Here is a 13,266-nt window from a genome sequence, read left to right on the forward strand (position 1 = left end):
CACAGAACATGGGTGGAGCCTTATTTTCGATTACTTAAATTAATCGCTCTTTCAATTCTCGGACGGTTATATCGTTGAAGGAAAATAGGGTAAAGGTTTAGTATGATATTTAAGATTAGCAGCGAAAAAGATTTGAGAATGCCAAATCTGAATGCCACAAAAACGTTAAATCCCATGACTATAAACAAGATAATTAAGTGTCCAAGCTCCGATTTTTTTGTTTGATAATGCAAATTCTTCAAAGCTTTGATATTTTTTTCTACAGGGCTTGCTTTTTTATTCAGTCTTTCCCAACCAATCAGGACTAGCATTTTTCTGAAAAAATTTATTCCAAGATATTTATATATTTTCCCTCTCTGTTCCCATCCCTTTTCATTATAGTAAGAAGATGTAAGCTGGCTCTTCAATGTTTCAGTAAAGGTAAACACACACATCATCAGCAGAAAGTTCAGCGCCCAGGCGAAAGCAAAACCATCCATCCGGATATAATTAACCAGGGCACCAACTAAGCCAATTCCAATAATTGTAATTAAAATTAAGGTTAAAGTTTTTTTCATTGATTACTTCGTTTGAGATTCTCAGATATTGTCCGGTTTTCAAATATACGTTACAGATTGGTTTATTAAAAACTGCACTTGTTGCTTGTCTTTGATAAATTATAGTATATGTCCTTTGGAATATTTCTGAAATTTTTCTCAAAACTATGACCCCTTTCTATTTTAAGCGGTAATATTTTGTCGCTTTCACCCGGCTGTGTCTTCACCAGCCGGGTGAAAGCGTATATAGTTTTATTTACTTCAAAACTGTGTCATAAATTTCATTCAACAGGTTTTGTCTCATTTTTGAGTTTCTTTGGTTGAGAAGTATGATGAAGCCCCAGTTTTTAGCCCTGTTGTAACATATAATTGAAGATTGTCCCATAGAATCTCCAGTTTTTAAATAAATGGTATTTTTATCATCCGTCATGATATTTATACCTAATCCCAATTCCCGGTTTTTATCTTTATAGAAGAGTTTTTCTGTAATGATAGCAGCTTTACCTATTGCTGTTTCTTTATTTAAGAGCGCTTTTAAAAACGTAACCATATCAGAGGCATTAGATTTTACTAACCCGGCAGGTGCTGTAACATTCCATTTTAAGAATTCCTGAATGCCACCATTGGAATTATGACCGATTGTCGTGTTTTTTACATTAAAATCTTTGGTTAATGTATTTGTCAACTGTAGTGGCGTTATTATTTTGTCTGCGATAATTTCATCATAACTCTTCTGATACACTTTTTCTAATATCTGTCCAAGTAAAGTATATCCGATCGTAGAATAACGATATTGACCCTTATCAATTAGCGCAGTACAGTTATTGATAATATCGGTTAATGTTTTTTCAGTTACGATACTTATAGGCTGCTGCGGATTTTTTTCTATTAACTTTCCAAAATCTATATCAGGTAAGCCTGACTGATGAGAAGCGAGATCTGAAATTTTTATTTTGTTTTTGAGATTTTCATGTAATACATACTCTTTTGGAAGAAAGGCGTCTATATAATCATCTGTTTTTATTTTGTTCTCAATAACTGCCTGTGCAATTAAATTTGAGGTTAAAATTTTAGTGATTGAAGCAATTTCAAATATGGAATTTTTATTGATTTCAGTTTGACTTTCTCCATTCAGATTACCATAAGCCGTATAAAATTCCTCGTTATTTTTAATAAATCCGACGCTGATGCCTGCTTCAGGATTTTTTTGATAATTGAGCTTTATGATTGAATCAATCTTTTTGGATAGGTCTTGTCCAAAAGAAATGTTGCTTATTAATAAAAGCGCTGCTAAAAATTTTAATGAGGTTTTCATTGTACCGTATTTTTAAATTATAAATTATTTCGGTACAAATGTGTAGAAGAACTTAAACCTATGCGACCGAATAAAAATAGTCGAACGCATTTGTTTCAGAAAATAAGTACGAGTATTTGAAAATTCAGGTACGAATAGTTGCAAGGTGTTGCTTTACAGGTTTTTACGATAAGCTGTAGGCGTATTGCCTGTATGTTTTTTGAAAGCGGTGTTAAAAGAAGATTTTGAGTTAAAACCTACATCATACAGAATTTCTAAGATAGTCAGCTTATTTTTTGTGACATCTTTTAAAAGATCCATAGCTTTCTCTATGCGATAAGTATTAACGAAATCATAAAAATGCTGCTCTAATTTATGATTGATTAAAACAGATAAATCCCGGACAGGAATTCCTATACCGTCTGAGACATCCTGAATGGTTAAGGAAGGATTAAGGAATGGTTTTTCATCAATCATATACTTCTTTAATTTCAATAACTCTTCACTGTATTCGTTTTCATTTGCAGCTGATGGCTCGCTGTTTTTTTCTTCGTAAATGATGTTCTTTACAAGCTTTAGCTTTGAATCAATATTTCTGAACAGGGTTGGATTATTTAAAGCTTTATATAAATACCAGCTGATAATGAGCAGTTCAAATAAGAAAAGTCCGATTTTTAGCCATTCGGAAATATAAGGGTATTCTGTGAATTTAAAGATGTTTTTTAACAGGGCAATGAAGTAAAATCCTGAGAGCGCCAGGGTAAACTGAAATAACCAATTAAGTGATTCAATACTTGCTCCTGCATAATTTTCAAGATATATTTTTTTCGCTTCCTTTAATATCATAAAGGCTGCGATAATGTATAATGCAATCTGAATATGTATGAAAATATGATTGAGCTGTATTTCAGGCATACTGCTGCTTTTCGCAAGAAAGCTGATTTTTGATGCCTGATCGACAGTATAAAAGCGTGGTAATAAGATTAAATTTGCTATTAAAAAAGGAATAATATGAACTAAATGTTTGGGTTTTAGCCTGAAATCCGAATAGCAGACGGATAAGACATACAGGTAAAAAGTTGGAAGTTGTAAAAAGAAAACTGAACTTCTGAACAATCTTGCGTCCAAAGAAATGTCAGACGAATAACCTAAATTTACGCTCATATCAATTACCGTTAAAACCAGAAAAAAAGCAAAAAGACGATTGCTTAATTTATGTGCTGTCTTGACCGTAATTAAAAACAATGATAGAAATAATGAAATGAAAATTGTTATTACAGCGATTGTACCCGATAAATTAATTTTATCCATTAATTATTTTTCATTGTTTATTTTCAGGAAAGCTATTTTTAGCTTGCAGATAATGGTTCACTGCTTTACGATGTACACACATTATCTGTTCTCCAAATGTGACTAATTTAGCCCGCTAAATTAACCTGAAGGCATTAGATATGCAAACAAAATGTGGAGGGGACGTTAAACCGGATTTTTATGAAGCTGGCCTGTAGCCTGTGGAACGTCATAACCGTCAGGCACTCTTTATTCGGTCAACCCTTTGTTACTTTCGTGGGAATTGGCTGGTGAAGACACCGCACAAGGTGTAAAATGGACTTATTCTTAAATGTATTCAGCCCGATAAGCAGCCGGAGAAAGATTAGTCATTGATTTAAAGAAACGAACGAAATTGGAAGGAGCGGAGAAGTTATGGTCATAGCTGATTTCAGCAACGGTTTTATCAGTTGTCAGTAAATCGTATTTGCAGGATTCTGCAAGCTCATTTTTAATAATATCGCTGGCATCTTTAGCGAATATCTCATGACAGAGATGATTAAGCCTGTTTCGGTTCATATTTAAAAGTCCGGCATATTCTTTTACAGTTTGTTTTTCTCTGATATTCTGCTTCAGAAGTTCCCTGAATTTCAGGATATTCAGGTTGTGATATAAATTGCCCTGCAGATGATAATGTGAGGTATAACCACGATTTAAAAGAATCAGTAATTGATACAGATAAGCCCTTAACAACTGATGGCTGTCTTCTCTGAGATCGTTGATTTCCTGCCTCACTGCATACAAGAGTTTTTCAAATACCGGCATTTCATCCTGTTTCAACGGCAACATTATGGGAAAGGTACTTCCCAAAAAATAATAAAGACGGTGGAGAAAAAGATGGTCCTTTAAGAATGTTTCCATAAAAGCACCCTCAAAAAAAATTATCATACATTTTTTTACAGAAGATAATTCCCATTGACGTGGCTGTGCCGGACGTAGGAAAAGCACGCAGGGAGCATTGATGGCAATATGTTTTCCTTCAAGATTAATGGATCCCTGACCTTCCGTGAAAAAGAAAATTTCATAAAAAGTAGTAACATGCAGCTCTTTGACAGCTATGCCATGATCAGCAATTTCTGATAGCTCGACACAGTCCAGCAGTAGTTCCGCACCATATTTATTTTTATCAAACAGAACTTTTAACATTGATTATGCTTGTTATTAAACTAATGTAGTCAGGATATTTTAAATATTGACTATAAATACTTTATGAAAAACAATATCTCTGACACGGTGGCTGGTACAAAGAATTTCATTTTACCGTTTTACGGTCAAAATATCGTTCATTTTAAATTACCGCATCAGAGATACTATAACTTATTTACAATCGCAGAACTTACGGATAGGGGTGATTTCTTACTATTTACTTTTTGTCCCAGTCCTTTTTTAAGTAATAGGCGAGGTAAATGTCAATCAAATGATCTCCGCCATAATCAGGATACTCAGCCAGTATTTTTGCCTTATATTCTTCTTTTGATTTAGATTCAGCAAGTGTCTTATCTACAAAATCAAGATATTTAAGATCGGTCTGAAATATACTGCGGTCCGTTGGTTTTCCATGTCCCGGTAAAATCAGTGTATATTCTTTTGCACTTTCTTCTTTTTTAATTGCCTTGCGCCAGCCATCTGTATTTCCGGATATGAATAGATGAGTTTTATTATAAACAATGTCTTGCAGGATGTTTGCTTTTACTTCCGGAATTTTAATAACCAGTGAAGCAGCAGCTTCATTATTCAGTGATTTTTCAAAGATGAAAGCCACCCCATCTATCATTTCTTTTCCTGTCTTTTGTACATGAGAAGGTTTGTTCAGGGATTTGGCAATAATGTTCCCAAATTGTTTCTGTCTCTGTTCCAAAACCTGTTGTCCGGCTTTTTCAATGCCTGTTTTAGTTTCTTCTAAAGCATAAACAGGCACATTCGGGAAAGCATCTCCAAAGCCGATATAATGATCCGGATGATCATGTGAGATATAAAATCTGGTAACGGGCTTTTGAAGGCTGTCAGTTAATTTTCTCACCTGCTGTGCGTAAGGCGCAAAGAATTGACCGTCAACCACAATTAATTCATTTGGCAATTCAATTATATGCGTTGTGTTGGTAAACATTTCCGGCGGAGCCACAACGGTGTATATGCTGATCTTTTCTGTTTTAACAGATTTAATAATACTCGCCTTAGGTAGTTCCTGTGCTATAGCAGCAGAAAGTCCTGTCAAAAATGCCATAGCTGTTGTCATAAAATATTTCATTTTCAATAAAATTAAAGTTGTTATTATTGTTTACGGTGCAAAATTATTTCAATGCCTCTTCCGGATGTTATCACTCTGCATTAGTGATTATCAATTTGCATTCTGAGCATTTATGTTCGCTTTTGAGAGGATATAAGCGAAGGGCGGGAGCATCCATGTACTAAAAAGATAAAATTAAGCTGTTTATGATAAATGTCTTTTTTGTTAAAAAGAATGCCCTTTTTGCTGAGTACATATCGGATGTTCATGAACTTTAGCTGTCAGGACTTTAACTTTTTAGGTTTGTTTAAACGGTGCTCGGCTCTCTGAGATCAGGGTATTAATAGCTGATTTATTCATTCTGATATGTTAATTACAGCAGGTATCTGAAGAGAATATCTGAAAAATATCAAGAATAATTTTTGATTTCAATATTTAATATGTAAATATGTATGTACAAATAAACAATCAGGGAAAAAGTATAAATATTTTCTTACCTGAAAGATAAAAGATGTTGCTTTTGTAAAGCAGCGTCATTTAAACATGATAACCAATATAAAAGCAAAAGCGGCTGTTTCAGCTCCCGATAAAACGTTTTCTATTGAAGAGATTGAAGTCTCAATGCCGGGAGAAAGAGAAGTGCTGGTAAAGCTGATGGCTGCCGGGATATGTCATACTGACTGGGATTCGCTTGATTGGAAAGCACCACTTATTTTAGGACATGAGGGAGCTGGTGTTGTTGAAGCGGTTGGCAAGAATGTTAATTCTGTAAAACCGGGTGATAAAGTTATCTTAAACTGGGCAATGCCATGCGGAACTTGTTATCCATGTATTCAGGGAAATCAAAATATCTGTGAAAATCATTCGCCTGTTATTTCCGGGCATCAATATAATGGCATTCCTCTTTCAGGAGGGCATGTTCCTTTAGAAAGGACATTGTTTAGAAATAAGGGCATAAGGCGTTCTTTTAACCTGGGAACATTTTCTACCTATACAGTTGTGTATGAGGAGGCTGTTGTCAGATATGATCTTGAAATGCCTTTTTCCTCGGCAAGCATCATTGGCTGTGGTGTGGCAACAGGTTATGGTTCAGCGGTTAATGTCGCTGAAGTTAAACCAGGTTCTTCTGTAGTGGTACTTGGAACAGGCAGTGTAGGGCTGAATGTAATTCAGGGGGCACGGATAGCAGGAGCCACTACCATTATTGCAGTTGATATTAATTCAGCGCGTTTGGAAACGGCAAAGCAATTCGGCGCTACCCATACGTTTCAATCTGTTAAAGGAGATATAGAATTAACAGAAGTTTTCAAATATGTATCGGGCCATACAGAAGGCAGAGGGGCAGATTATGCCTTTGAATGTACGGCTATACCGGCTTTGGGCGCTGCTCCCCTGAAATTGATCCGGAATGCCGGAATGGCTGTACAGGTAAGCGGGATAGATGATACCATTCCGTTTGATATGAAATTGTTTCAATGGGACAAGGTTTATCTTAATCCACTTTATGGAAAGTGCAGGCCCAGGATAGATTTCCCGATATTACTGAATTTATATCACAGGAAGAGTTTGTTGCTGGATGAAATGTTTACGGAAACTTATGCATTGGAAGAGTTGGATGTGGCATTCAGAGATATGCTTGCAGGATCTATTACGAAAGGGGTAATTGTATTTTAAAATAACCGGAATGAAATTCAGAAGTATTGCTGTTTCGGATCCGAGATTTGAGCGGGACAATCTCAGGTACATTACTGTAAAAAGTGACCATTTAAAAGGCCGGGGAGATATATCAGTTTTTGTTCCTCCCGGAAATGATCATCAGGATTTACCGATTGTTATATTGTTACATGGTGTTTATGGCAGTCATTGGGCCTGGACGCATCTTGCAGGCGTTCATTATCAGATGCAGGCCGGTATCGACAGGGGTTTGCTGAAACCTATGGTTCTGGTTATGCCTTCAGACGGGTTATGGGGAGACGGGAGCGGATACATGGAGCATAAAGTTCAGAATTTTGAAAAATGGATTATGATTGATGTAATCAATGCCGTTAGTCAAACGATAAAAGAAACCAGTGATAATTCGGTATTATTTATAGCAGGCCTTTCTATGGGGGGATTTGGTGCTTTGCGTTTGGGTGCTAAATATGGAAACAGGTTTAAAGCAATATCAGGCTTGTCGTCAATAACAGATGCAAGGCAGATGAAAGACTTTGCAGAGGAAGATTTTCTGACCTTTTTGGATGAAAATCAGGAAGATTTATCAGTATTTGAAACCATACTGAAGAACAGAGATACTTTACCGGAAATCCGGTTTGATTGCGGAGTGTCTGATCCCTTAATTATGGAAAACAGATTATTACATAAACAACTTACAGAGCGAGAAATACCTCATCTTTATCAGGAATTCAGTGGTTCCCATGAATGGCCATACTGGGAAGAAAATATCATGAAAACATTGCTTTATTTTAATGAACAATTATGAAAAAATTCAATTCAGAGTCATTAATAGACCTTGCTGCCTATAGTAATCCGGTCAGTAGTATTTTTGAGCAGCCTCAATGTGCGAAGGATTGGGAAGAATACATCCTTACGGAGGAACAGATAACGTCTTTTAAAAAAGATGGATTTGTCAGCGGGATAAAGATTATGTCTGAGGAACAGGTGGATAAGCTGAACAACGAATTGCTCAGACTTCAATCCTTAAATGAAGAGGAAAAAGGCTTATTTTATCATTACGAAAGTAATGAATCCGAAAATCCGGATAAAGTGCTTTTTCATGCCATAGGAGCCTGGCGGATTACTCCCGGATTCCATGATTTATTTTGGTCTCCGGCTTATCGTATGGCAGCTTACCAATTGTTAGGGCAATCTTTCCGGCTTTTTCATGATCAGTTATTCTGTAAGCCGGCCAGGCATGGAGGAGTTGTCGCCTGGCATCAGGATTATTCTTACTGGACTTTTACAAAGCCTATGCATCATCTTACCTGCTGGATAGGTCTGGATGATGCCAATGAAGAAAATGGTTGCCTTTATTTTGTTCCCGGCAGCCACAAATGGGGATTACTTCCGATAACCGGCCTGGCCGGGGATATGAATGCCGTGAAAGAAATACTGGATAAAGATCAGTTAATTTCTTTCGAAAATAAAGTGGCCAATGTATTGCCAAAAGGATATGCAAGTTTTCACCATCCTTTAACTATGCACGGCTCTTATGAAAATTCTTCTGCCCGGCCGAGAAGAGCTGTGGTACTTAATGCTATGAATTATAAGACTCTTGGTAACACGGAAGGTTATAACAGAATTGACGCCTTGAAAAGTTTCCCTGATATGCATCAGGATACATTGCTTGACAGCCGTTATTTCCCTCTTTTGTTTGATGGAGATAAAGAGTTAGGGTTTTTAGGAAGAGAAATCCCCAGGGTGGATGCCGATGAATTATACGATCGTTCTTTATAGTATTTGTTGCAGCCTTTTAATATGAAATAACCCAAACTAATCATGTTTTCGGAAGTATGATTAGCATGATGAAACTATGAAACAATCGAATTATGTATATCGGTGCACTTTTGTGGCAGCAATAGGAGGTTTGCTGTTTGGCTATGATACCGCAGTTATTGCCGGAGCAATCGGATTTATCAGGCAGAAATATGAATTGTCTCCGGGAATGATGGGTTGGATTGCCTCCTGCGCATTGATTGGTTGTGCTTTTGGTGCAATGGTCGGAGGGTTTTTTGCTGATAGACTGGGAAGGAAAAAAGTGCTGTTGATTTCCGGGGTTTTATTTGCTGTTTCTTCACTGGGTATTATGATTCCCCTGAACCTGGATTATTTTGTTTTTTTCAGATTGATCGGAGGGTTGGGAATAGGTATTGCATCAATGATTGTGCCGATGTATATCTCAGAAATTGCTCCTCCTGATATAAGGGGAAGACTTATCGCCATTAATCAGCTTGGGATAGTTACAGGTATATTAGCGATCTTTTTTGTAAACGCCTATATTGCTGATTTGTATGATGAGTTATGGACTGTTGAGGTTGGCTGGCGGTATATGTTCGGATCAGGAATTGTTCCTTCTTTTATTTTTATCGTATTGTTATTCTCAGTTACGGAAAGTCCCCGCTGGCTTGCCCAAAAGCAGGATTTTAAGCAGGCTTTAGTTGTTCTGAATAAACTAAACACCCCTTCTGAAGCGGAAATCGAGCTGGAAGCCATAAAAATATCTGTACAGGGGGAGGAGGGAGCCTATACAGACTTAATAAAACCGGGCTTGCAAATGGCTACTTTCATCGGCGTAAGTTTAGCTTTTTTTTCGCAAATCACGGGCATTAACGCTATTATGTATTACGCCCCTGAAATTTTTAAAGCAACCGGAGATGGTGTTAAATCTGCTTTATTACAAACCATAATGATCGGAGTGATTAATATTATCTCAACAGTGGTTGCCATTTTGTATGTCGATAAGTTAGGACGAAAGTTAATGCTGATGATCGGTTCAGGAGGAATGGCTGTTTTTCTTGCCTTAATCGGTGCTTTCTTTTTTATGAATATGACAAAAGGCTATTGGGTTGTGATGGCAATTTTAGGATATATCTCATTTTTTGGCATATCACTCGGGCCATTGACATTTGTGGTAATAGCTGAAATATTCCCGAATCGTGTCAGGGCAAAAGCCATTTCTGTAGCAATACTTTGTCTTTGGGTTTCCACATTTATCGTTTCTCTGGTATTTCCCGGTTTGTTGAAATTCTTTGGAGGGGCTTATACTTTCTGGGTTTTTGCAGGTTTATCGGCGGTTGCATTTTTGTTCATCTGTAAGGTCGTTCCTGAAACAAAGGGAAAAACTCTTGAAGAAATAGAGCAGTATTGGTCAAAAAGTTGAGAAGATTATACGAAATAAGGTTAGCATGTTTGCATTTGTATTTAAAGTCTGAATACAAAATGACTTTTGAAGAGCTGATTATCATTTATATATGTTAAAATTTATCAGAATTAAAGGATGAAACCACAATTTTTAAAGGTTCCTTTAAAGCAAGAGCTTTCTTTTAGTATTCGCAGGGATGTTGTACCGTTTTTCTATAATCAACTGCACTATCATCCTGAAATCGAATTACTGCATATTGAAAAGGGATCAGGGACACAGTTCATAGGTGGGTGTATCAGGAACTTCACGGATGACCACATGGTCATAGTAGGCTCTAATCTTCCGCATATGTGGAGATGTGATGAAAAATATCATAAGGGTCAGGAAGGTTTATTTGCCCAGTCAACAGCAATTCATTTCAGACCGGATTTATGGGGAGAGTATTTTAGCAATCTTCCTGAATTTAAGGCGATTAATGACTTTCTGGAATATACGGAATCCGGTTTACAGATAAAAGGCGAAACCAAAAAGAGAATTGGTGTGCTGATGCGGGAGATGATTGAAATGGATGGATTGGACAGAATGATTCATTTGCTGAAAATCCTGAGAATACTGGCATTTTCGAATGACATTACACCTATTACTTCCACGAATTTTGATTTTTCTCTTGACGATCAGGATAACCAAAGACTTAATCAGATATATAGCTACACCCGGAATAATTTTGAAAGGAAGATTTCTCTGGAAGAAGTGTCGGAAGTGGCCAATATGAGTCCCACTTCATTTTGCAGATATTTCAAATCGAGAATGAACAAAACCTATTCTCAGCTTTTACTGGAATTAAGAGTAGGGCAAGCCTGTAAGTTACTGATTGATGGAAATTTGAGTGTCAGCCAGGTTTGCTTTGAAAGTGGTTTTAATAATATTTCTCATTTTAACCGGCATTTCAAACTCATTACTCAAAAAACACCCTTGCAGTATCAGCATGAATATCGGAACAAATGGAGGAAAAGGTTCGATTCGGATAAAGCATGCAGTAAAAATCTCTGATATACAATAATAAATATGCTGTTCCCCTCAGTTAAGAAACATATCTTTAAACTGAGGGGATTCAGCCTGCACAATCCTTTCAGAATGTTACGTATATTGAATAAGGTTATGAAATGAAAGGCTTTCAGACAGCATTTATCTTGAGCTTTCTACCGTATAGATAAAACTATCAGCTTTATAATACCCGAGGTTATATTCTATGGGTCTTTCTCCCTGATCGAAGACTAAGCGTTTGCGGAACAGCAAAGGACTTCCCTGTTCGATTTTAAGTTTATCAGCAATTAAAGCATCAGCTGCTTTAGCACTTATTTCTTCTTTAGACAAGGTAGCAATGACAGAATAGTCGTTTTCCAGTATTTCATATAAAGGTCTTTTAAAGTCCTCTTCGCCTGTTAAACCGACTCTTGGATGGAAGTAGGAAATAAAATACACAAACGGTTCATAAGGCTTGCCCCGAACTCTTTCCATTTTTAATATTTTACGATCTGTCTTTATTTCGAAGAAATTGGCGATAGCCTCGTCCGGATATACCCAGGTTACATGGAGTTCAAAATTCTTTATTGGAATTCCCCGGAGTTTCATTTCCTGAGAGAAACTTAGCCAGTTGTTAGACCTTGAACTGACAACTCCGCCCGCAACTTTTGTACCGATTCTCTTTTTACGTACTAAAAGCCCTTCAAAAACTAACTTATTGATAGCCTGCCTCAAAGTAGTCCGGGAAATGGCTAATTGTTTAGCTAAATCGACCTCATTAGGGAAAATTTTGCCGTTTTGGTATTCTTCCTCTTCTATTAATTTTCTTAAAAGTGTTTCAGCCTGAATATGAAAAGGGATAGGACTTTTGTGGTCAATGGAATGCTTCATGTTTGTGAATAATCTACAATGAAAACAAATCAACCTATAATTAAGGTTGGTTTGTTTATACATAAAGTTAAGATAAATATCCGTCTTTCTGAATAAAATTTGTTTTAAAATTATTTTGTATTCATGAATAATGTTTATATGTTTGTACATAATATTTTTTATAGAATAATTTGAATTTAAATTAGTATAAAACATAGTCTTTTGAAGAGGCATTTTATCAGTAATTAATCTTTGGTTTGATTATTGGTGCAGTAAATTAAGGCTAAGGATTTAATCAGGTATTTATTCATTGAAAGGTTTATCAGAGATGATTTATCCGAAGAAATATGGATTAAATTTTGAATTAATCTACCAGGTGCTTTTCAGAAGTAATGTTCAGGTATTTTTAGTAAAGACTTGTGTTTAATGCTTTTATCAGGATTAATTTGTGCATTTGTACAAGCTGTTTCTGAAATACTATTGAATTGTTTATCAATTTAAACGGGATCAGCTTTTTGAGCTGAGCTTGTCTGATACTGCCCTTATGCTGATTTTTACCCGTTCAGTTATAACAAGGTTTTGTACAGATTTCCTTGCCCCCGATGTTAGTCTTCTTTATCTCAGAAGGCTCTCTGTCCTTGGTATCAACCTTCTTTATCCCGAAAGGCTTTTTTTAATGATTCTGCCCTTAAACAGATTAATTTGTTTATACATAAAATTAAGATAACTATCTGTCTTTCTGGATAAAATTTGTTTTAAAATAATTTTGTTATCACAAATAATGTTCATATGTTTGTACATAATATTTTTTGCAGAATAAGTTGAATTTTAATTAGAATGGAATATCGGACTTTAAAAACGGTATTTTACAAACAATTAATTTTTCATTTGATTGAAGATTCTTCGGTTAAACCCTAAATTATTCCTGTAAAGGGCAGTATTCCGGAAGTCTGATTAAAATTGTATTCAACGCTTTTATCAGGATTAATTTGTGCTTTTGTACAAGAGGTTTCTGAAATGTTTTGAATAATTCGAAAATATAGGTGATATCAGCTTTCGGAGCTAAACTCTTTTGATATCGTCTTCATTCCGGGACAACAATAAAAATAGTGCTCTTTTATATTTGATT

At 36.0% G+C, this 13,266-nt stretch carries 11 protein-coding genes; 5 read left to right on the forward strand and 6 right to left on the reverse strand.

Translation table 11 applies throughout. The features are described 5' to 3' along the window. Window positions 1-20: 20 nt before the first annotated feature. From BM179_RS15945 to BM179_RS15965, 5 genes are all read right to left on the reverse strand, one after another. Window positions 21-557 carry a glycosyl-4,4'-diaponeurosporenoate acyltransferase CrtO family protein gene (locus tag BM179_RS15945; RefSeq protein WP_092018150.1) on the reverse strand — a complete coding sequence of 179 codons (537 nt, stop codon included), beginning with the start codon at window positions 555-557 and terminating at the stop codon, window positions 21-23. 235 nt (window positions 558-792) lie between these two features. Beyond that, window positions 793-1,851 carry a serine hydrolase domain-containing protein gene (locus BM179_RS15950; protein ID WP_092018151.1) on the reverse strand — a complete coding sequence of 353 codons (1,059 nt, stop codon included), beginning with the start codon at window positions 1,849-1,851 and terminating at the stop codon, window positions 793-795. 153 nt (window positions 1,852-2,004) lie between these two features. Beyond that, a complete protein-coding gene (locus tag BM179_RS15955) occupies window positions 2,005-2,994 on the reverse strand; it encodes a helix-turn-helix domain-containing protein (RefSeq protein ID WP_229632962.1) in 990 nt (329 codons plus the stop codon). A gap of 453 nt (window positions 2,995-3,447) precedes the next feature. Continuing rightward, the gene (locus tag BM179_RS15960; RefSeq protein ID WP_092018153.1) at window positions 3,448-4,305 is read right to left on the reverse strand and encodes a helix-turn-helix domain-containing protein; all 858 of its coding nucleotides are present in this window, start codon (window positions 4,303-4,305) and stop codon (window positions 3,448-3,450) included. A 217-nt stretch (window positions 4,306-4,522) separates the two neighbouring features. Further along, entirely contained in the window at window positions 4,523-5,407 is an 885-nt protein-coding gene (locus tag BM179_RS15965) for an MBL fold metallo-hydrolase (protein ID WP_092018154.1), read from the reverse strand. Between the two features lie 522 nt (window positions 5,408-5,929). Here BM179_RS15965 and BM179_RS15970 point away from each other — a divergent pair. The 5 genes from BM179_RS15970 (at window position 5,930) to BM179_RS15990 (ending at window position 11,294) form a co-directional block, all read left to right on the forward strand. Continuing rightward, entirely contained in the window at window positions 5,930-7,060 is a 1,131-nt protein-coding gene (locus BM179_RS15970; protein ID WP_218159233.1) for a Zn-dependent alcohol dehydrogenase, read from the forward strand. A gap of 10 nt (window positions 7,061-7,070) precedes the next feature. Beyond that, a complete protein-coding gene (locus BM179_RS15975) occupies window positions 7,071-7,865 on the forward strand; it encodes an alpha/beta hydrolase (RefSeq protein ID WP_092018211.1) in 795 nt (264 codons plus the stop codon). Beyond that, entirely contained in the window at window positions 7,862-8,839 is a 978-nt protein-coding gene (locus tag BM179_RS15980) for a phytanoyl-CoA dioxygenase family protein (RefSeq protein ID WP_092018155.1), read from the forward strand. Before BM179_RS15975 ends, BM179_RS15980 begins: the two co-directional genes overlap by 4 nt. Window positions 8,840-8,915: 76 nt before the next feature. After that, window positions 8,916-10,262, forward strand: coding sequence for a sugar porter family MFS transporter (locus BM179_RS15985; RefSeq protein ID WP_092018156.1), 1,347 nt, complete (start codon window positions 8,916-8,918; stop codon window positions 10,260-10,262). Between the two features lie 117 nt (window positions 10,263-10,379). Further along, window positions 10,380-11,294: an AraC family transcriptional regulator gene (locus BM179_RS15990; RefSeq protein ID WP_092018157.1), complete on the forward strand. Its 915-nt coding sequence runs from the start codon at window positions 10,380-10,382 to the stop codon at window positions 11,292-11,294. 135 nt (window positions 11,295-11,429) lie between these two features. Here the strand turns inward: BM179_RS15990 and BM179_RS15995 are convergent, their stop codons facing one another. Further along, window positions 11,430-12,158: a GntR family transcriptional regulator gene (locus BM179_RS15995; protein WP_092018158.1), complete on the reverse strand. Its 729-nt coding sequence runs from the start codon at window positions 12,156-12,158 to the stop codon at window positions 11,430-11,432. Window positions 12,159-13,266: the final 1,108 nt, after the last annotated feature.

It is taken from the genome of Pseudarcicella hirudinis, from assembly GCF_900115665.1.
GTDB lineage: Bacteria > Bacteroidota > Bacteroidia > Cytophagales > Spirosomataceae > Pseudarcicella > Pseudarcicella hirudinis.